Annotated in this window: 18 protein-coding genes; 3 read left to right on the plus strand and 15 right to left on the minus strand. The window is 47.5% G+C overall.

Features of this window, described 5'->3' with window-relative positions:
• Positions 1-13: 13 nt before the first annotated feature.
• The gene (locus HPY28_RS18665; RefSeq protein ID WP_069851763.1) at positions 14-880 is read left to right on the plus strand and encodes an RNA polymerase sigma-70 factor; all 867 of its coding nucleotides are present in this window, start codon (positions 14-16) and stop codon (positions 878-880) included.
• A 60-nt stretch (positions 881-940) separates the two neighbouring features.
• Here the strand turns inward: HPY28_RS18665 and HPY28_RS18670 are convergent, their stop codons facing one another.
• The 3 genes from HPY28_RS18670 to HPY28_RS18680 form a co-directional block, all read right to left on the minus strand.
• On the minus strand, positions 941-3,277 hold the full coding sequence (locus HPY28_RS18670; RefSeq protein WP_174231141.1) for an Ig-like domain-containing protein: 2,337 nt from the start codon (positions 3,275-3,277) through the stop codon (positions 941-943).
• Positions 3,278-3,393: 116 nt separating this feature from the next.
• Positions 3,394-3,966: a histidine phosphatase family protein gene (locus HPY28_RS18675; RefSeq protein ID WP_174231142.1), complete on the minus strand. Its 573-nt coding sequence runs from the start codon at positions 3,964-3,966 to the stop codon at positions 3,394-3,396.
• 109 nt (positions 3,967-4,075) lie between these two features.
• On the minus strand, positions 4,076-6,142 hold the full coding sequence (locus HPY28_RS18680) for a methyl-accepting chemotaxis protein (RefSeq protein WP_174231143.1): 2,067 nt from the start codon (positions 6,140-6,142) through the stop codon (positions 4,076-4,078).
• Between the two features lie 248 nt (positions 6,143-6,390).
• Between HPY28_RS18680 and HPY28_RS18685 the strand changes: the two genes are divergently transcribed.
• Complete coding sequence (locus HPY28_RS18685; RefSeq protein ID WP_017251778.1) at positions 6,391-6,960, plus strand: DoxX family protein; 570 nt, start codon at positions 6,391-6,393, stop codon at positions 6,958-6,960.
• A 234-nt stretch (positions 6,961-7,194) separates the two neighbouring features.
• The gene (locus HPY28_RS18690; protein ID WP_174231144.1) at positions 7,195-8,826 is read left to right on the plus strand and encodes a peptide ABC transporter substrate-binding protein; all 1,632 of its coding nucleotides are present in this window, start codon (positions 7,195-7,197) and stop codon (positions 8,824-8,826) included.
• A gap of 57 nt (positions 8,827-8,883) precedes the next feature.
• Here the strand turns inward: HPY28_RS18690 and HPY28_RS18695 are convergent, their stop codons facing one another.
• The 12 genes from HPY28_RS18695 to HPY28_RS18750 all read right to left on the minus strand — a co-directional run bounded on the left by HPY28_RS18695 (position 8,884) and on the right by HPY28_RS18750 (position 21,754).
• Positions 8,884-9,903, minus strand: a complete 1,020-nt coding sequence (locus tag HPY28_RS18695) for a vWA domain-containing protein (RefSeq protein WP_174231145.1) — start codon at positions 9,901-9,903, stop codon at positions 8,884-8,886.
• A 74-nt stretch (positions 9,904-9,977) separates the two neighbouring features.
• The gene (locus HPY28_RS18700; RefSeq protein WP_174231146.1) at positions 9,978-11,099 is read right to left on the minus strand and encodes an AAA family ATPase; all 1,122 of its coding nucleotides are present in this window, start codon (positions 11,097-11,099) and stop codon (positions 9,978-9,980) included.
• A gap of 16 nt (positions 11,100-11,115) precedes the next feature.
• Positions 11,116-12,324 (minus strand): MFS transporter, encoded by a 1,209-nt coding sequence (locus HPY28_RS18705; protein WP_017251774.1) that lies wholly within the window; start codon positions 12,322-12,324, stop codon positions 11,116-11,118.
• A gap of 1 nt (position 12,325) precedes the next feature.
• Positions 12,326-12,805 carry a DUF6530 family protein gene (locus HPY28_RS18710; RefSeq protein WP_017251773.1) on the minus strand — a complete coding sequence of 160 codons (480 nt, stop codon included), beginning with the start codon at positions 12,803-12,805 and terminating at the stop codon, positions 12,326-12,328.
• A 23-nt stretch (positions 12,806-12,828) separates the two neighbouring features.
• Positions 12,829-13,188, minus strand: a complete 360-nt coding sequence (locus HPY28_RS18715) for a GIY-YIG nuclease family protein (protein ID WP_017251772.1) — start codon at positions 13,186-13,188, stop codon at positions 12,829-12,831.
• 214 nt (positions 13,189-13,402) lie between these two features.
• Positions 13,403-14,491 (minus strand): C45 family autoproteolytic acyltransferase/hydrolase, encoded by a 1,089-nt coding sequence (locus HPY28_RS18720; RefSeq protein ID WP_173623865.1) that lies wholly within the window; start codon positions 14,489-14,491, stop codon positions 13,403-13,405.
• A 16-nt stretch (positions 14,492-14,507) separates the two neighbouring features.
• Complete coding sequence (locus HPY28_RS18725; protein WP_174231147.1) at positions 14,508-14,972, minus strand: GNAT family N-acetyltransferase; 465 nt, start codon at positions 14,970-14,972, stop codon at positions 14,508-14,510.
• Positions 14,973-14,984: 12 nt separating this feature from the next.
• Positions 14,985-16,115: a mandelate racemase/muconate lactonizing enzyme family protein gene (locus HPY28_RS18730; RefSeq protein ID WP_173623866.1), complete on the minus strand. Its 1,131-nt coding sequence runs from the start codon at positions 16,113-16,115 to the stop codon at positions 14,985-14,987.
• Entirely contained in the window at positions 16,112-17,578 is a 1,467-nt protein-coding gene (locus tag HPY28_RS18735) for a serine hydrolase (protein WP_174231148.1), read from the minus strand. Before HPY28_RS18735 ends, HPY28_RS18730 begins: the two co-directional genes overlap by 4 nt.
• Positions 17,579-17,614: 36 nt before the next feature.
• Positions 17,615-19,255, minus strand: coding sequence for an ABC transporter substrate-binding protein (locus tag HPY28_RS18740; protein WP_174231149.1), 1,641 nt, complete (start codon positions 19,253-19,255; stop codon positions 17,615-17,617).
• A 160-nt stretch (positions 19,256-19,415) separates the two neighbouring features.
• A complete protein-coding gene (locus tag HPY28_RS18745) occupies positions 19,416-20,729 on the minus strand; it encodes a helix-turn-helix domain-containing protein (RefSeq protein ID WP_174226180.1) in 1,314 nt (437 codons plus the stop codon).
• 20 nt (positions 20,730-20,749) lie between these two features.
• Positions 20,750-21,754, minus strand: a complete 1,005-nt coding sequence (locus HPY28_RS18750) for a dipeptidase (protein ID WP_174231150.1) — start codon at positions 21,752-21,754, stop codon at positions 20,750-20,752.
• Positions 21,755-21,760 lie beyond the last annotated feature (6 nt).

Raw genomic sequence — 21,760 nt, forward strand, 5'->3', positions numbered from 1 at the left:
AAGTGACACAGCCATGGAGGCTCTGTACAAACAATATAAGGGGCTCATGTTCCACCTCGCCTATCAGATGCTCGGCTCGGCCACGGATGCGGAGGATATCGTGCAGGACGTATTCGTGAAGGCCCATGCTGTCTCGCTGGAACAGATGCCCGAACCGAAGGCTTACCTGTGCAAAATGACCACAAACCGATGCCTCGATTTGTTAAAATCGGCCCGCAAAAAACGGGAGCTGTATACTGGACCATGGCTACCAGAGCCCATCTCTACCCCTGATGCAGACGGCTATGATTCTGTCATTACCAAAGAGTTGCTATCCTACGCAATGCTCGTCCTGTTGGAGCGGCTATCTCCCCCAGAACGAGCGGTGTTCGTCCTGCGAGAAGCCTTTGATTTCCAATATGATGAGATTGCCGAGCTGGTTGGAAAAAGCGAAGCGAATTGCCGCAAGATCGTTAGTCGGGCGAAAAAGAAAATGGGGATGGACCCTGAGGCACCTCATTTCACCCCAGAAAAAGAGCTCGGCGAAGAATGGATCGGCCGTTTTCTGTCTGCGCTGGAGCACGGAAATGTCGAGACATTGCTCACTCTGCTTGCCACAGATGCCGTATTGCTCTCCGACGGCGGCGGCAAGGTCACCGCAGCCCTGCATCCGATCTTGTCTGGCAAACGCGTGGCTTCCTTCTTACTCGGCTTGATGCGCAGCTTCTCGAAGCGTCCAGATTTCTCTGTAGAGCTCGCACCTTTGAACAACGAGACCGGGTTTGTGATCAGACAAGACGGCAAGATCGACACCGTGGTGTTTTTGCATATCGAACACGGAGTTATTCGTAACCTCTACTTTGTCAGAAATCCTGATAAGCTAAGATTCATCGTGTCGTAGTCATCAAAACGAAAAGCCACCATGATCAGGTGGCTTTTTTTGTATGTGTATCGATCGGTCTTATTCGACGTTTACCTCAATCGTCACTTCTTTTCCGTCGTAGCTGGCTGTCAGTGTTGTATTACCAGTAGAAACTGCCGTCACTTCACCATTGTCTACAGTTGCAACCTCAGGATTTTCCGATACCCATTCTACCCCTTCGGAAACCAATTCTGTATACCCTCTCTCATATTCGGCATGAACTTGGAGGGTAAAGGTCTCTTCTGGAGAAAGACCTAGTATATAACGATTCAGCTTTAACTGTTTCGTCTCTTTTTCATCGACCACCAAAACTTTTGCTCGCATGTACTTATTGTCGTACTTGGCAGTCACATAAGCTTTTCCGTTCTTTCCTGCTCTGACCTCACCGTTACCAAACACTTCTAGTACATCTGGATCGCTAGAAGTCCAAGTGGCTTTTTCTGTTACATCCCTACTACTCTTGTCCCGGAAGAAAGCTGTTAGGGTTAACTGCTTCTCCTGTTCTGGTTCCAACACAAGCGTTTGCTCGGACAATTCGATAGACTTGACAGTCAATCCCGAAATGCTCACCGGAATCGTAAGCTCCTCCCCTTGATACTGGACGGTAATGATAGATTCCCCTTCTGTTTTCCCAGCAGTAATACGTCCTTTTTTCAAAGAGATCAGATCATTGTCGATGTTGTACGTAGTTTCTTTGTCTTTCGAAATATCCTTGCGCTTTTTGCCGTCTACCACATACACCTTGAGGTTTTTAGACTGATTTGGCTTTATCGTCAGTTCCTCAGGGGACGCTTCCAGGGTAAAGGTTACTTTTCGCTTCACGGTCACTTCTGTAGTTGCTGTCTTGTTCCCGTCGAGGGCTCTTACGGTAATCGATGTCTTCCCTGCGCTTTTTGCTGTTACGTTGCCTTCCTTGTCTACCTCTGCTACTTCAGGGTTGCTACTGGTCCACTCTACAGCTTTGTAGGAAGCGTACGTTGGCTGGATCGTAGCATGCAGCTGGACAGGCTCATCCCCGAGTGTCATAGTGAATGCCTCTTCCTCCAGTGTTACTTCGGAAACCGGATAGTATGAAGGCTGCGGTGGTGGCGTCGGCTTATTCACGACGTTCACAATGCGTGTGACAACGTCAGCTTTGTTCCCAGCTGAATCTTTTGCGTGATACTTCAGTGTGTACGTCCCTGTTTGGATAGGATCGATGTGACCTTGGACCTCAGCCTCCAAGCCACTTTCTCGGTCTATGATGGTTACGCCAGGATCAGTGAATGGGGTTCCTTTGTACAGCGTCATCGTCGCATCGCCCTTTAAGGTAATGACCGGTGCTGTCTTGTCGATGCGGACCTCCACTTTTTCCTCTTCACTCATTTTTTGCGAACCGTTAACCTGAACAGCGACAACCTCTGTGATTCCTTCGGTCGACACTTTTACTTTGTCAGTGTATGTTTGCCAGGAGCCATTGTTCAGCTTGTACTGAATGGTATTTCCCAGCTCACCCACCATGGTTACTTCCACATCCTGATTAGTCCAGTCGTTATGGCTAAGTGTCATGACTGGCTTGGATGGAGTAGCTTCGACAGGCGTAATGGCGTTGGAAGGTGCAGAAGGAACGGATTCCCCTATTTCATTTGTTGCGGTGACTGTAAATGTGTACTCCGTGCCATCGTTCAATCCTTCAACGGTAATCGGACTGTTTGTCCCAGTAGCCGTCAAGTTTCCAGGATGAGAGGTAACCGTGTAGCTCGTGATTCGTTTTCCATTTGGATTACCAGACTGGAAACTTACAATGGCACTGTTTTTTTCGAGCGTTGCCTCCACATCTAATGGGGCCTCAGGCTCTTTGAAGTTGAATAAGCCAAATTCCATAATATTTGGATTGTAACCATCATTCGTATCTGTAAAATTGACTCTGACATAACGACTCTTAACAGGAGCAGACAATAATAGAGATGTATTGTATGACTGATTTCCTTTTACTTTCGCATTTACATCTGGAATATCAGAAAAATTGATTCCGTCACTGCTTATTTGTAAGGAATAATCCTTGTTACGATCAATCGCTGCTTCTACTTCCCATAAACGAAACTCAGTCTCTTCCCCCAAGTCTACCTGGAACCATCCCGTACGACCTGTATCACTTATCCAACTGCTCTCAATCCCCACCTGACCATCTACAGCTTTGTCTGGTGAATAGGTTTGATAGTGCCCGCCGGATGTAACGGTTTTCCCAGTAGCCAAATTCTCTGCTCCAAAAGCCGCAAAAGCAGGACTCTCGATCCCCAACGTCAGAAGAACGAGACAAAGGAAGGTAGCCAATCCTTTTCGAAAATGGAGAGGTTCTTCCTTTCGCTTCGATTCTCTGTCTTTTTCGCTAGTCATTTTTATGCCTCCTCTTGTACTTGTAGTCGGCACCTAGCGTATCAAACGATTCTCACAAAAATCTCACAAACCTCCATCGAAATCAGCTACCTTCATTTCTTGTCTCTAATATATAGTCAGTCCTTCCATAATCGCGTAGTTTCCACGAGTACCTCATCCTCAAATTCCATTTTGTAAATATCAGGCTTGGACGTCTTTAATAAAAAGGTCAAGTCGTACTGATTGTCAAAGTACCCCATTATCAGTGTCATAACGGCGCCATGCGTTCCTATTACAACTTTCTGCCCCCTATATTGCTCTAAAATCTTTCGCAACGTTCTTACCGCACGATTCTGGCAAATACGGACGGATTCCCCCCCAGGCAACGAAAAGTCTGGCTCAGCAAACATCTGCTTTACTAGTGGGTATACTTCGTTATCGGCCATGATTTGATCATTTCCTATAAAAACGAGTTCTCTCAGCTCTTCAAAAACGACGATCTCGTTCCCTACGGACTGGGCTAGTTCTTCTATAGTTGCCATTGCCCTTTTATACGGACTTGAAATGAACGCATCTATTCTCTCGCTTTTCAACAATTGAGAAATGAGATGGGCATCTGACCTCCCCTTATCAGTCAGCCCTCGTGTTCTCTCGTCACCTTCGGTTTTTGGTGATTCTCCATGCCTGACCATGTAAATAAAGGTTTTCATGAGTACCCTCCCGTGAAGTATTTCCAATCATTTCTTTCTGATACTTTCATCCCTGTACATGTATTACGAAAAATCCCCCTCTCCGTTTTCACCAGAAAGGGGGACTCTCTTACATTTTGAATCGATGCACGATCTCTTCCATCGTCTGCGTCAAGCCGACATTCCGTTCGGAAATAGACGTAATCTGTTGATTATTGTCCGCGATTATGCGAGATTGCTCCGTAATCGCCTCCACACTATGTGCACTTTTCTCCATGGAGTTCGTTACTTGCTCCACCACAGTAACCACATTGCTAATCGTTGAATTCAACTCTTCAAAAGAAGCACTGAATTCCGCCAGCAACGTATGGAAACGGTGTGCATCCATATTGTACTTCTCTGATGCTTCCATCATGCTATCGTAGTCAGGACTGACCCGCGTTTCGATGAAGTCCAATACGCTCGACGAATGAGTCGCCAGATTGTCTACGGATTCGCGCGCGACCTGAATAATGCGTTGAATATCAATCACGACCTCAGACGATTGCGTCGCCAGTCTGCGTATCTCATCCGCTACGACAGAAAACCCTCTACCGCTGTCTCCCGCACGTGCAGCTTCAATCGCCGCATTCAATGCCAACAGATTCGTCTGCTCAGAGATCGTGAGTATCGCCTCTGCCAACAGGTTGATCTTTCCCATCGATTCCTTCGAGTCGGTGATCGCAATTTCTGTTTGGGCCTTCACATTCATATAGAGCTCTGTCGTCATTTTATCCGCAGCCAATGCATGTTCACGCAAAGCAGTTGCCCGCGAGCTGACATCCTGCGCGGTCGCAGCCGCTTCTTCCGTTCTTTTCGTAATCGAGTGAATGACGGTCTCCATGTCGTTCAAGGTCGCATTCATCTCTTCTGTGGCCGCCATCGTCTCCTGCATATGGGCGAGCAAGATTCCCGTAGCCTCCGCGGTTCCGCTAGACTGCTCGCTTACTTTGTCAGTAGACTGCTTCGCGCTTTGCGCATTTTCAGCGACCGAGCGAGACACGGCTGTCAGCTTGCTCACAACCTCGCTCAATTGCTCACGCATAACAATGATCGACTGTGCCGTCAATCCTATCTCATCCTGCGTGCCCTGCTCGTTCACCGCCATTTTTTCCCGCAAATCAAATTGAGCCGTCTGCGTAATGATCTCCCTCATTTGATCAATCGGGCGGGTAATCCAGCGACTCAGCAGGAAGGATAGCAGCAACGCTCCTGCCACGGAACATACCAGCTTCCAGACAACGGACTCCAGATTGTCCGCCAGCTTCTGGTTCAGCTCCGTATTGTCATACACAATCTTGATGACACGTGATCGGCTGAGATCATTGGGATCTTTGCCTAGCTTGTACGGCACGAGGCGATAAGTGAGATCTTTCTCCTCTGTTTTTTCATGAAACTCTCTGATTTCTTGTGATTGGTATGCTTCCGTAAAAATCGGCAAGTGATGATCGATCACCCGCAAGGCTTTCCCGTCACTCCCTGTTCTCCCCAAAGCGTAACCATCATGAGAAAAGACCAGAATGTCTTTTACCATGTCGTATTTCTCCGTGATCGCCTGCGACACAGCCAAGAAATTAAAGGTCTGGAAAAGAGAGCTGTCCTGCAAATTCACACTGACTTCAAACAGGTACTTCTGGTCAAACGTAGGGAGATAAGCGAATTTTTTAATTTGACCTGTATTGACCGCAACCTCCATGCCATCAGCAGAAAACTCATTTCCATTGATTCGCTTTTTCAACAGCTCCGTAAATGCCCCAGCATTGCTGAAATCAAGCCCAATATCGGTTTTGACGCTGGAATGAACGACCTTGATATTTCGGTCAATGATGAAAATATCCATCCCATACTGCTCGCGCAGGACTGCATAGTCCCACGTCTCCACCGCTGGATTTTGCCGATAGTTGTTCGTTAATACTTGCAGTGTTTGCTGCATGCGGGTTTCCATGTCGTTCTCAAAAACGCCGTATGCCATATCCACATTCTTCACTGCATTCGTGACATGATCCTCTACCAGCTGGTACTGTATCGCTTGGTCAGAAATAATATTTGCCTTGAACTGAACATAGTCAATAATAGACAACACAATGGCTACCAGCATCGTAAATAGTGAAATCATCAAGGTAAGCTTAGTACGAAAAGACATCCACATTCGTTTCATAAGTCTGCTCCAAGAAGTTTTATTTTTAAACATAACTTAACATAATTTACCACACTTTAACTTGTCAATCTTTCCATGAATTTACTGTATTTTGGCAATATATACACTAGGATTTACCATTAACACCGTGCTTATAGTGTCAATGAACACCGTATGAACTTATGCCCAAAACCGCACTGCACCGCCATTTCTTATGGTAAAATCGGCTCGAACGAAGATGTTCAAAACGTATGTAGGAGGACACCCACATGCAAAATCGTCAAAACGAAATTATTATTCCTGAAAATCCTGTTTCACACTTCCTGTTCACCAGCACGAAATCGGCTGCGATCTGGTTGATCATCAGACTGTATGTCGGCTATGCATGGATTACTGCCGGATGGAAAAAAGTCCAGTCCGATAGCTGGACTGGAGATGCAGCTGGCGGCGCGATTCAAGGGTTCGTAAAAGGCTCCTTGGCAAAAGCAGCCGAAGGAAAGGACGTAACGGGATGGTACGCCTGGTTCCTGGAAAATATGGTATTACCAAATGCCAAGGTGTTCGGCTTCCTCGTTGCTTGGGGTGAGGTACTCGTCGGACTCGGCTTGATCCTCGGTTGCCTGACAGGAATCGCAGCGTTTTTCGGCGGCTTGATGAACGTCAGCTTTCTGTTCGCAGGAACGGTCAGCACCAACCCACTTCTTTTTGTTTTTGCCACTTGGCTCGTTCTGGCTTGGAAGGTTGCCGGCTGGTATGGTCTTGACCGCTGGGCGCTTTCTTATCTCGGAACACCTTGGACGAGAAAAGCGCGCGATGGTGTTTTGCCGATGAACAAGTAATCCTGTCTTTCCTCTCTAATGACAAAGCCACCTTTTGCGGGTGGCTTTTGTTGTTTCTACAGATCGATAGTTATTTAAGTAACGGACAAATTGTATGAATTTATTCCGACAGGTAACCGTGATTTCCGATGAATGTTTATACATTGTGTTGAATGACTGTCTGATTGCTGTGCATTATTCTTTTGAGGAACTATAAATTTTCTTATTTTTCAAATAATTCAACAGGAGGACTGTATGAACAAGTGGCTACTAGGCATTTCTACTGCTGTTTTGTTGTTTAGTCTCTCAGTCGGCTGTAGCTCGAAACCCGCCGACAATATCCAATCCCCTCCAACGCAAGCGACAGCAAAGCCTACTACCTCAGAGCCAATGGTCTTGCACTGGAGCATCACCGGGGAGCCGTCTACGATGGATGCTGGCATTGCAACCGATTCAACCTCAATGGACATGATCAATCTCACCTTCGAAGGACTGACCAGCGTCGACCGTCAAGGCCAGATGATCAACGCCATCGCGGAGAGCTACACGCATACTCCTGACTTCACTCATTTTACTTTTACCATTCGAAAGGACGCCAAATGGAGCAATGGTGATCCTGTTACCGCTCACGATTTTGAGTACGCCATCAAGCGCAATCTCGACCCCAAAACCGCTTCCGGCTACGCGTATCAGCTCTTCTATATCAAAGGGGGAGAGGACTTTTACACCGGAAAAGGCAAGCAAGAGGACGTCGGGGTAAAAGCAAAGGACGACTACACACTAGATTTCACCTTGCGCTCACCAACACCGTTCTTCCGCGAATTGACCTCATTCACTACCTACTACCCGCTTCATAAAAAGACCATAGAGAGCAACCCCCAGTGGGCAACAGAAGCCAAAACGATTGTCGGCAATGGCCCGTTTGTGATGGATAAGTGGGAGCACAAGTCCAAGCTCACCTTCAGCAAAAGCGCTACTTATTGGGACAACGTCAACGTCAAGCTAGATCAGATCCAAATTGTCATCATCGAGGATAACAACACCGCTCTGTCCATGTTTGAAAATGGCGACCTGGATTGGGGAGGCTACCCTTCCTTTGGCTTGTCGCCGGATGCGGTCGGACAGATCAAGGAAGAAGGCAAGCTGCTCGTCGCAGATAACCCCGGCACCAAAGCCGTCATCTTCAATACAGAGAGGCCCCCTTTTACCAACAAAAAAATTCGCCAAGCGTTTTCGTATTCTATCAACCGACAGCAATTGGTGGATAACATCCTGCAGACCGGTGTCCCGCCGGCTTATGGCTGGGTTCCCGTCTCCATGGGGTTGAATCCGGACGGCTACTTTAAGGAGGATGTGGCGAAGGCTAAGCAGCTCTTGGCAGAAGGCATGGAAGAACTCGGGCTATCTCAATTCCCTAAAGTCACGTACTACTATGACACCGGAGAAACGGACAAGAAGTTGGCTCAAGCACTCCAGGACGAGTGGAAGAAAACACTGGGAGTCGACATTGACATTCGCACCTCAGAATGGAAAGTGTTCAACGAGGATGTCCAAAATGGCAAGTATGACTTCGGCATCTGGCTATGGGGAGCCGATTTCAACGACCCGATCAATTTCCTCGAAATGTACAAGGACTTGGGTGGCAACAACGTCGTTCGCTTCAACAACAAGGAGTACCGCGATCTGCTGAATAAAAGCTACTATGAGACCGACGAGCAAAAGCGCAAGCAGCTGTTGTTTTACTCTGAAAGAATTCTCATGGAGGAAATGCCGCTGGCACCACTGCACTTCCGCGGCAATGCTTATGTAAAAAACGACAAGGTGAAGGACTTCGTGATCTTCCCTCTCGGCGGTTCCTACTTTAAATACGCGTATATTGAAAAATAACAAAGCGCGGGCATCCTCTCTATGCGAAATAGATAGAGAGAGATGCCCGCGCTTCCATCATAAATACCGAGCGATCATCCGAACTAACTTTGCAGGGAACTCATGCAAATTGGTAATATCCAAAAATCTTTCATTCCCATAGATTTCACTTATCACATCCTTGTCTTGACCGATTGCCGCTGCTAGAAAAGTAACTCCTTTTCGTTCATATTCCTGTATGGTCTGTTTCATATCTGTAACAGCGTAACTTCCGGTATAGTCATCCATTGCTTTCGGTTGTCCGTCACTTATGCTAATCAACAGTTTTGTTTTTTGGGGGGACGCGGCTAATCGTTCCGCCATCAATCTAAGAGCCATTCCATCGCGATTATTACTTCTCGCATGAATTCTCATTAACCTGAAGCGATCATTGGCATCCGCTTTATCGAAGTCGACATAGGCAAAGATCGACATTTGCTCCAATCTGGAAACATCCGCCGTATCGCCGTAGATCAAAATGGGGATATGACAAAGCTGACAATATTCATATACGGCGATCACTGCTCGTTTTGCTGCTTCTAATCTCCCGTAAGCTGACATCGATGCGGATTCATCAACCCTTAGGCCAACCACAAGCGTAGGGGATTCCGTTGGAGGACGTTTCTTGGCAAAATACTTGTAATCCCTGTAAGCAACGCTGTCTGCTTGAAATTTGCTGCCATAGTAACGATTCCTCGCAAAGTCGGAAGATACCTCATGTTCCAGGTACGGAAGTGTCTTTCTGGCAATCTCTTGCACGATAGGCATGAGTCCTTGGCAAAGACGAACATATTCTTGTTGGTTTTCCTCATCGTAGTCTGGACGGTGAACAATGAGCTTTACTTTTTTATGAATCGAATCGGAAATGACCTCTCTTGCCTCTCGATTCAGCTTTTTACGGAAATCGCGTTCCTTTTGTTTCGCTTCCTCTGACATGGATTCAGGATTTGCCTGATGATAATTAGGAGAGCCATCTTCCCCCAAACCTGAACGCTCCATATGGGTAGAGTCATCTGAGACACGGGAAGAGCTTTCGTCACTATCGGCAGATTTTTTCAATGCAATTCCCTTTTCCTCTCCATGGTTGTCTTTGCCAAAACCAGTGTCGTCTATATCTCCCCATGTCCTGATCTCTATGGCGTCGTCAGATTTTCGTTTTTTTTTAGCTCAATCTCGGCTTCTTCCAAGCTGGCAAACAAACCTTGACTTTTTAGTGCTTCTTCCAAAAGCATTATTTCTTCCGAATCAGTTGTGATCTTGTAGATGACCTTATGATAAAGGGATTCTTTTGCGGAAGCTCCTCCAGCAATTGCATCTGCCCAGTAGAAAAAGGAACGCATTCCAGCCACGCCCTTGATCGCATTGGCCCGCGCTGTTCTGTCTAAAACCATAATCATGTCCGCTAAAATACCCAACATCTTTCCATCTTGAAAACCAGTTTTGGCTATGACACGTTCGATCATGATTTCTTTGGTCGGCAGGTCCATCTTTTCCGTATGCTGAACCCTGTCACGCAGCGCTTCGTTTAACGGTCTGGTTCCCGCATAACTGCGGTTTGTTGTGATAACCGCGATGAAGTCTGGGTGCCTGCGTATGATCTCGGTGGGAAGATTGATGCAGCCATCCAGCTCCAAGGCAGAGTTTAATGCCATTAACACCGCAGCATCACGAATCACGTTTGGTTCTTGGATTTCCAGAAGATAACCCTTTTGATAGGCTCTGACGATCTCCGAAGGGTAAAATCGATACTCAATCGCTTCACCATCGGTGTTTTCCGCTGCTGCAAGCTTCAGTAACTGCTTCATTTTTAAAGCTGCCTGTTCCTGTGTAATTCCCAGTGCATCCATTAAAATTTCAGCTATGCTTTGAAACCCATCGCTTTCATATAAAGCTTTCCATACCGTTTGCTCAGCAGGCTCCATTTTCTCTATACGTTCAGAAGAAATTACGGGCAAAATAGCGCCAATAATATCCGATTTATCCATATCAGCAAAACAAGTCACTTTCGTATACGGCAACCCGAAATCAGCAGATAATGCTTTGGCTAGTTGTGTTTTACCAGAACCGGCATCACCTTCTAATAATATATTGGCGATTTTCATTTCCCCGCGATTCCAGTTGCGTTTTATTTCTTTACGAATGCGCTGTTCTTCTTCACTGACCTTATGAGTGGAAGGCTTTTTCCAAACAAGCTTTTTTTCTGCATCCGTCAGCTGTCTTTCGGGTGACAAATCATATTTTTCATTTTCAATCATCACATTTCTACTCCCCTCATAGTGCTGGCCCACTTTGATCTTTGTTCCTTTTCTCACCAAGAAGAGGAAGCAGCAAAGACGCACCGATCATAATCAACACACCGCTCACCACATAGATCCCAACCAACGAGAGCGTCTCCTTCAGATAGCCGGATAGAAACATACCAATCACCATCATCCCCATAAAAACTGGCGTGATCGTACCAGATACCCGGCCAATAAATGCCCCCTCCGTGTTACGTACAATCAGCGTCTGGATTCCGCCTTGAATAAAAGGGAAGAAGAAACCGCTGATCACTAATAGAACAATCATCAACCAAATCGTTGTGGTAGCGCCTACTACCATCGTACATACGGCAGAGACAAGCAAGCCTACTATAAGCAGCATCTGTGGACGTACCTTTTTGGCTATCCCGATTATGATTGCTCCTCCTGCCAACATGGCTAACCCATTGGTCATTACCAACCACTGCAAAAATTGTTTGTCCTGCCCCAAATTCTCGATGACAAGAAAAATCTGAAGCGGTTGTGTCAGACCTGACGCCAATCCGACAGCAGAGAAAGTCAAACAGAGTGTGCGTAAGGATTGATTGGTCCCAATATAGCGCAGCCCCGCCTTCAGCTCCTTTATGAAGCCGCCGGCATAATCAGACTTCGTTTCCTCCGCGTCACGGGGAAGCGTCGCTAATACAAGGGAAGACCCTAAGAACAGAACAGCAGTCAAAATCAGAGAGGCTGTAATTCCAAACTGGATGAAAATAAACGTACCGATGACCGGACCTAAAACCGTAAAGACAGCGACAAGCGTTTGGGACATTGCCATCACGCCTTGTAGTTGTTCAGTTGGCACATGCCTCTTGTACAGTTTCATGGCTGAGGGTTGGGAAAATTGAGACAGGCTGGCGGAAATAAATGTTCCGATGAGAAGTGCCATCCATCCACCATTCATGAGTGCAAGCAGCACAGCCCCGACGGACACGGCAGACAGCAGATCGCTCCAAACCATTGTCCGCTTCGGCAGCCATCGGTCGGCAAAGGTCCCGCCAATAAGGCCAAATAGAAAGATCGGAGCGAATTCCGCAACCGAAATCAGTGATACATAAACCGGATTATTATTCGTCAATTCGCTAACGAAAAGAAGAACGGCATAATTCCGGATCCAAATCCCCAAATGCAAAAGCACGCGGGAGAGGATAATCGTACGAACATAACGATTGGAAAACATTTCAATACCCCATATCCTTTAATAGTTTTGATAATGTGCGCAGACGTTCACCGATCATCTCATCGTCGTTGCTCAGCCCTTGGCTAAACAGCTTAATGTCTTCATGAAGACTCTCATTGTCCGTGCATATCGCCACGGTCATTGCATCTCCTTGCAGGGCAACCCGGTCGATGACAGGCTCCTGCGGGTCATAATAATGCTCATATCTGTATGCGTCGCGAAAATGGGCCAACGACCGACAAATCAGTATGGACATATCAAGAACACGATGGAGAGGCAGTTCCTCCGATTGTTTTGACCATTCTTCTCCCGTGTATCTCCATACCTTGGCAGATATATCGACCTTTCTTCTGGAGTTGCCCTCTGCCACTCCCAGAGAAAGTGCTTTCGCATCTGTGTTCCTGGCTAATCGGCCATCAACGCGCTCATAGTTATCCGACACGACAACAGGCTTATGGTTCAAGTTCGTAGGTATTTTCATTTTCTTTCCCTCTTTTCGTTTGATTATTGTTCTTTCTGTTTTTCCTGGTTGTATCCGCGCTCTCCGTACGGCTGGAGCTGGTCGAGCCATTTTTGTTCCAGTTTCTTCAGGGCATCCTTTTCATCAAAGTATCCGTCTTCCTTCTTTTTCAAAATCTCCAACACTTCAAAGACGAATGCCTCTTCTCCGTACTCATTCCATTCCTGTTGAAGCTGCTTGTTTATATGCGAACCCATTTTGAGACTGAACAGCTTTCCGTTCATCGTCTTCAGGTTGCGGGTGGCGCTGATCCAGATTTTTTGGTTTTGGGTGTTTTTGATCTGATACACCCCTGCCTGCGTTTTCGATTCTTTATACAGTTGTTTCAGTTCTTCTCGATTCATGGTTTCTCCCTCACTTTTCCACCGACTAAATTAATAAACAAAATTCATTTTCGTTTGTTATTTAATAAACATAATGATTCATTGTCTTTTAATTGTCAAGTAAACAAAAAAGCACCGGAACATGTCCGGTGCCTAATTTGGGTCGGGTAACAACGAGTACAGGGCCAATGAATCTCCAATAAACAATAGAGAGAAATGTCTACGCTTATGCTTGTTAACTGGATGAAAACCGGTACGTATGGTACGGCGTATTGCAAGGTTGACCCTTGGACAATTCAAACTGTCCTTCTGTCAGATTCATCACGATGGAAAATAACGTGCGACCGACCAGCTCTTCTGCTCCAGTCGACTCCACGTCTCCATGTCGGCATATGGCTTCGGGAAAACTCATATGGTCACGAAAGATCTCCTTGATATGGTCAGCTTCGATCTGTCCTTGCGCTGCCGCCAACAGCTTCAGGGCCCGCCCCATTCGCAGATGCGTATCGGCTTCCCCCATTTTCGCTTGATCATCTACAGCTATACGGGACCCGACAAAATGATTGGCATGCGCGATATACCCTTCCATTGGATAGAGGACGTCGTGCGCTCTTGAGGTCGCTTCCACATCCACCGTCTCTCCTTCCCGATGCGCAAGCAAATAATTGGCTGACGTGCCACGTGGTAGACGGGTGATTTGCCGGATGGCTTGTGAGAGCGTCCCACTATTCAAGATTCCCCGCAATACGATATGAATAGGAACCCCGACGGTTCGCTCCGATATTCGCAAAAAATTCAGACAAACACCCATGCCTTTGTCGTTCATTCCGATCTTACCTACGATCCCCGCTTCGGTAATCATCAAAATGTTCGGACGTGGCTGTTGCTCGATCTCCAGTACAACAAGCCCCTTTTCCATGAGGTGTATCCAATCCCAGTTTTGCCCGATGATGGTCTCTTGGTTTTTCGTCACAGGAGGGACAGCCGCCACACTCGTGCACCCATCTGTTTTTCCAAATGGATCGCCTAAGTTGGTCATGATTTCACTACGAACATTGAGCGTCACAATATCAAGCAGATCCCGCTCCGCCCCTTCGCTAATTCCTCTGATTTCCTCCATAATCTCCTGGTCATACCGCTCGATCCAGGGGATGAACTGAGTAGCATATTCGGTTGCGTCCTTCCAGTGAAGACCTGCTCCATCTCGAAAGGTTCTTTCGTACGCTTCGAGATTGATCCATATTTGCTCTTTGGTGAGTTGGCCCATTTGTTGTCCCCGTTCTCGCGCTGTCCCCCTGATCCGATAGACAGGAAACCGTTCCATCGTAAGCGACTCCCCTCTATAGCGTTTTCACCATATAATAGCGATCGTTTCCACTACCATATTCCGCAATCCGTGTCTCGATAACCGCAAAGCCTACTTTTTGATAGAGTCCGACTGCTCCAGTATTATCAGGGCTTACGGTCAGGCAAATCTGACGAAACCCATCCTCACGCAGCTGCTCTAGCAATCGGTTCAAGAAAGAGAACCCATACCCCATCCCTTTACGATCTGCTCGGATGTAATACCCATACATGTAGCACTTGTCCGGCTGACGAAAATCCCTCAGGAGCTGACATACCCCTACAGGACGCGCCTCCTCTGCTTCCATGAAAAGAGCAACGCAGCCATGTCGCACAAGCGGTACGAGCACCCATTCATCAATTGCTCCATGTACGCCAAAAGCCTCCTGCTCCATTGCCTTGATCATCTGAAGCTGGTCTTCTGTCAATGCCTCGACGATTTCTACGCGCGTATTTTGCATTCAGTCCTCTCCCTATACGGGTTGCCGCTTCGCTCCGATGACCTGCTCTGACCTCTCCGTTATGTCGGCAAGCACCGCTTCGTCTAGCTCTACACCTAACCCTGGCTGATCTGACACGACAATTTGACTCCCGTGAACCATAAGCTGGGCTACGTCCCGCGAAATGATCGCTGGTCCTGCCAATTCGTTAGAAATGATGTTCTTTTTCGCAAGCGACAAATGTGCACCAGCTGCACTGCCAATTGAAGACTCCAGCATCGAACCAATCTGACACTCCATCCCGGCCATCTCCGCCTGGTTCACCAATTTAAGAGCAGGATATATCCCTCCACTTTTCATCAATTTGATGTTTACTTTATCTGCAGCTTTCTTCGCGATGACTTCTCGCATTTCCTTCGTCCCGTGCAGTCCCTCGTCTACCATGATTGGAATCGTTGTTTGCCTGCGAATTTCCGCGAGAGCATCGAGATCATCAGCCAGGACAGGCTGCTCCATCCAATCAATGTGACAATCCTCGATCTGTTGCAAAACAAGCAAGGAGTTCGCACGGTTCTCCCAACCTTGGTTGGCGTCCACCCGCAACCCTACGCTAGGACCAACTGCCTGCCGAACAGCCCGGATTCGCTGGATATCTGTCTGAAGATCAGCTCCCACCTTTATTTTGATCGAGCCATACCCAGCTGCCACTGCTTGCCTAGCTTCAGCTGCCATAACCTCTGGCTCTAAAATACTTAACACATATGGGAAGGAAAGAGTCGTGTGATATTTTCCGCCCAAGAAATGATAAACAGGTTGACCAGCCGCCTTTCCCATCAAATCATAGCAGGCAATATCAATGGCGGCTTTTGCTGCTGGGACTCCCCAAACAGCCTGGTTCATCTTCTCATGGATTCTCTCGATATCAAACGGATTCTCACCGATCACAACAGGCGCCAGATTATGAACGAGCATCGTATAGGTAGACTCCCACGTCTCTCCGGTGACATTTTGATCCGGTACCGCTTCGCCTAGTCCCACCAATCCATTGTCTGTCTCCACTTTTACAATAATGGACGGCATATCCTCATAAGAGGCGTACGCGATAATAAATGGGCGTTTTAGCGGCAGCTTAATGGCATGAACACAAACAGACGTTATTTTCATACTCGACTCCCCTCCGCAGCTGCTACTCGTGGAATGATTCGATAATAAAGGGACATGGCAGTGACAGAGCCGTCTTCGCCTGTTACAAAGCCAACTGTCAGCTCGCTTCCCTCCCTTTCGGTGATAAATTGATGCTCTCCAATTGGTCGCAATAGATAGTTCAGTTGTTTTCCACCAAACGCATCCAACGTCTTATCTATCATCATCAGGACATCCTCTACCACATATACGATGATATCCATTCCTTCCCCACTAGCGTATCGACCGACATACTCTTCTAATTGGGAAAGAGGGACGCTATATGTCTCGAATTGGTACTGTGGCGTATTCAATGGACGTCCTTCTACGGCATGGAGTGCTGTCAGTGTGGCTTTTTCGACGGGACTTCCGGTTAAATTGGCCAAGGCCATGGATGTAATCCCCCGCTCCGGAACAATCGCTAAATGGGCGGCGACACCTTTGATCGCTCCACCGTGCTTGATCAAGGTACCCCCATAGTAGTCGGGTTGAATGGATAAGCCATACCCGTAGTACCTGCTGTAGCTGTTCTGAACATGCGGATAGATCATTTGTTTGACGCTCTCCTCGGATAAAATTCGTTCCTTGCCCACGCATCCGCCCGTACGGAATATTTCAGCGTAGTTTAACATGTCTCGTACAGTTGAATTCAAATGCCCCGAGGCGGCTACCAGTAATCCGTCCTCCCACAGTGGATCTGGGTAAATCTCGGACACTCCATTATTCTCTTTCAAATGGTAGATGGTGGTGACATCCGGCAAGTGAGGCAGATCGCTCAGAAGAAAGGTACTGCTCTTCATGTCTGCTGGTTCCAAAATATGCTCTTTGACATAAACGTCATACGACTTCCCACTCACTCTGGCTATGACCGCTCCCAGAAGAGAATAGCAATCATTCGAATAGCTGAACAATTGTCCTGGAGAGCCCACCAGCTCATATTCCGCCAGAGCGAGAGCTTCCATCAGCTCTTCGAACGTGTAGATCGGTTTCTGGTACTCCTTTTTCAAGTAACGGTGAATCGGGTTATCCTCTTCAGCCATGTCTTCGAGCATGGAGTTGCGAATCGCCAGGTGATCAATGGGCAGCGGCGGAATGCCCGTCGTGTGCGTCATAAAATGATGAATCGTCATCTGCTCCGTTTTTTGACGATCTGGGGTACGAAACTCAGGGAGGTATTTGATCACTGGATCATGAACAGAGAGCTTCTTCGCTTCCTGTAGCTGCATGATCGCCATGCATGTAAAGGACTTCGTAACGGAGGCCAAACCCATCACGGTATCAGGAGTGATTTCGAGTTCCTTTTCACGATCCCGGTAGCCAAAGCTTTTGCGAAACAAGCTCTGCCCATTCAAATTCACACCCATGACAAAGCCCGGAACGCTGCCTTCCTTCATTTCTTTTGCAACCAGGTCTTCCCATTCTACTGACCAGCCTTGCTGTCTCATTTCTTCCACCTCTTTCGAATGTTGTCATGCCATGCCCTACTCGTTCACCCACATGTCCTGAATAATCAAGGATGCTAATGGATTTGGCTTGACGCCTTGAATCCGGTTACTGACGACCACGAATGTTTTTGCGGAATAGAGCGGAATCCAATAGGCCTGTTCCACGACTCTTTTTTGAATGTCTGCAAAAACCTGCTGTCGCTGCGCTTGGTCTGTTGTCGTTCGTCCTTTATCTAGCAGGCTATCAAGCTGTTGATCACTGAGGCGAAAGAAATTCAAGCCCCCGATCTGACTCGAATGCAGTAACAAGTGCAAAATATCTGGATCGACACTGCCATGACCCGTTGAGAACAAATCGTACTCGCCCTTCAGTGCCTGTTCAAGAGCTGTCGCTGATTCATACTTTTGGATATGCAATTCGACACCAATCTCTTTGAACATGCTTTGCACCAGCTGATGCCCGGGATTTGTATCTTCGATGAGCATCGTCAGGCTGAGCGTTTTTCCATCCTTTTCCCTTATCCCTTGCGCGTTTGGCTTCCATCCTGCCTCTTCCAGCAGTTGTCTGGCTTGCTCCGCATTGTACTTGTAGCCGTACTGCTCTACTGCCGCATCGTATCCGATCATCGTTGGTGGGATCGGTCCGTAGACAGGCACCCCCTCTCCTTGCAGATCTGCCATGATCAATGCGTCTTTGTTGATCGCCAAGTTCAGTGCTTTTCTCACGCGGACATCCTGCAAGATTTCGTTTTCCAGATTCATCCCGATGAAATACTCTGCAGGCTGCATTCCTTCCAACACCGTAAAATCTTTGTGATCCTTGTATTTCTTCGCGTCTTTCGGGGGTACAGTGGCAATATCAATCGTCCCACTGTCGAGAGCAGCCATCATGGTCTGGTTGTCTTGAATAAATTTCAGAACGAACTTGTCGGGTCTTACAGGTCCTTGATTCAGAGCAAAAGGAGCTGCCCACTTATAATCGTCGTTTCGTACCAGTGTGATCGATTCGCCTGTTTTCCAGCTCTCAAATTTCCACGGACCTACCCCGACAGGATTGCGTCCCAGCTCATTTCCGTATTTGTTTCGTGCCTCTATGGAAATGGGCTGCTGGTAGCCGCCATATGATAAGTTAGAAAGTAAGGAAGCGGAGGGCTCATCCAAATGAAAGATCAATGTGGAATCATCAGGAGCTGAAATGGATTTGATCGCAGATACATCCGGTCCCGTAACCGGTGAGGCTGTTTTCGGATCGAGTGCGCGTTCATAGCTTTGCTTAAAAACTTCCGCTGTGAGCGGTGTTCCATCATGGAACTTCACGCCAGGGCGTATCTTGAACGTCATGGTCTTGCCGTCGTCCGAGATCGTGTACGATTCAGCAAGATGCGGCTTCAACTCAAACGTAAAGGGATCGAGGATCAGCAAGGCTCCCCCTAAAAGGACCCCAACAAAATTTCCGGCTGGCATTGACGTTTTTTGCGGGTCCAGCGTATCAGGCTCCATCTGGTAGCCCATGGTGATCGTCCCTCCCTTTTTGGGCTGGGAGTTTTTTGCTGGTTGATTTGCTTGCTTCTCGTCTGTAGGCGGAGTGGAAGCAGAGCTGCAGCCAACGATGGAAAAGACGAGTACACACATAAGTAAAACACTGCGAATTTGGCTCTTTAACCGTTCTGATAGCATGTCGCGACCTCCGTTTTTCGAGTCATTTCCATTTGAAGCTTGCTTTTGTCGTTATATAGTCGCTAATTAGGTCGGATTGCTTCTTACATGAGGGATGTGGGGGTCCCGGATTGCCTTCGCAAACGGAAAACCGGGACAGGTTGATGTTACATGAGGAGAGTCATGAATAATTAAGGCGATACACAGCCCGCGGGCGTCCTTGCTGATACGGCTGTTCTTCTCCGACGACCTCTACGACCTGATGATCGATCAGTTTTTTCAAGGTTCTTTCTGAACTGCGGCGACTGATCTGGAGGTACTCGGCTAAATCGGAAGCGGTGAAGCGGTTATCGCGGCGAAGCTTGACATACTGCATGATTTTCGTGATGGTAGCGACACTTGCGCCAGTCTTCTCCGCGATCTCCAGCACTTCCTTGTTCTCGCTTTTTAATTGGAACGTCTTCGCTTCTGTATTCAACGGACCGATCACTTCTTTTTCATCCGTCACCAAATACGCACTGCTTTCTTTTGTTTTCTGGGCATGATAGATCGCAATGCGTGCGTTCGCTTCGGCCTCTTTCGCTGTTAGGCCAAAACCAAACCCAATGGCAACCGTCACTTTGGCAAGCAGATCGACATTGCCCACTACTTGCATGATCTTCCCGTATTCAATCATTTGCTCGATGCTGCCTCTCGTGCCATAGATGATGAATTGATCTAGTCCCAATTTTTGAATGGAAGCGTCCGTCTCTTTGACGAGCTCCAGCAGCTCTTGCAACAAAATAATCGTCGCATCTTGCCATTGTGTTTCTACTGGCGGACCATCATTTTGCTGGATCGCTGCAATCCCCACAGCTATCTGCGAATTTTTGCTAATTTTCAATCGGCCGTAAGCAATAGCTTGATTGACGGCATCGCGAATATTTTTATCGGGACTAACGAGAGAAGCGGAAGGGATATTCATCTCACGTAATCGACTGTATACGTAGTCAACGCCAGTCAAAGCAAAATGGCTCTTTTTCTGTTCCCAGCGCTCCTTGTGGAATTGAATAATCTCCTCCACGTCAAATCTCGTCCCGCCTTCTTCAATAATCTCACTGTAGTCTTTTACATACCAAGGCGTAGAAGTAATGCCCAATTCTTCAGCAACCTTCTCAATATACTCCGCTTTTGGCAAATCTATCGAGATGCGGTCCAGTCCTCCTGGAACGTTCAGCAAGGTATGAAACAACGAGAGGGAAATGGTATATTCATCGAGCGGAATGTACACCGCAGGCAGCTTCTTTTGCTCTACCTTTTCCTTGGCAAAAAAATAAGGAAGTGGGCCAGCAAAAAGCAGCACGTCGCAGTCATGGATTTGATCAAGCAACGCAGCACTCTCTTTGGGGTTCTGGTATGTATACGAGGTCAGTTGAATGTAATCGATGGATTGGGTATGCTTCAAGATCCTTGGCAAAAATTCTTCCGAAGAGATTACCGCTATCGTAATGGTCAATGTTCCACTCCCTCATCTCTCTATGATTTCCACACGTCCTTGAACACGCGAATGAAGTTTTTGCCCAAAATACGCTCAATCGCTTCATCCTTGTACCCTCTTTTGGCAAGGGCACGCGCAAGCTCCGGAACCTTGGTATGTCCTTTTACGACATCAAAATCTTTGCGTCCTGCTTGAATAAACGCATCGGGAGAATCGTATTTCATAAATGGCTCGATGATGTCCAGACCCAGTCCGACGTGTTCAATGCCAACCAGCTTCACGATGTGATCGACGTGATTGATCATGTGCTCGATATCAGCCTGGTCGTCTGTGTCCGCTACGAACAGATTGACACCATTGATGCCGATTACGCCGTTGGTGAATGCGATCGCCCTGATTTGCTCATCCGTCAGATTGCGCATGGAACTCGCTAATGTCCGGCAATTGGAATGGGAAGCGATGATGGGCTTTCGTGCTACCTCGATCAGATCCCAGAAGCCTTCGTCATTCAGATGACTGACATCAATGATGATTCCCATTGCTTCTGCCTCTTCGACGACGCGGATGCCGAACTCGGTGAGCCCGCCCTTGCGCCCTTCTCGTACCGGACTAAAATGACTACCGTCTCCAACGAAATTCCGCCTGCTCCACACAAGTCCCATTAGGCGCACGCCCAGCTCGTAAAAAACACGGAGCATACTCAGATCATTATATAACGGTTCCGCGCCCTCCAGAGAGAGTACAAAACCAATTTTCCCCATTCGCTTCGCGGTCTCCATGTCTTCCACACTTTTGCAAACCATCATCTTCTCAGGCGATTCATCTGCTTCCGCGTGCAACGCGCTGATTTGTTGCAGTGCTTTTCTCAAGCCCATCTCCGGCAGGAATTTGTTGTCGATATAAATCGCTGCGACAACCGTCTGCACCCCGCCCGCCACGAAATCAGGTAAGTATTCCGATTCTATTACTTTTCGCCTGCCGTGCTCGCGTTGAATAGCGACATCTAGCAAAAGGTCAAAATGCGCGTCGATTCCATGTGTCATGTCTCA

It is taken from the genome of Brevibacillus sp. HB1.2, assembly GCF_013332495.1.
Lineage (GTDB): Bacteria > Bacillota > Bacilli > Brevibacillales > Brevibacillaceae > Brevibacillus > Brevibacillus porteri.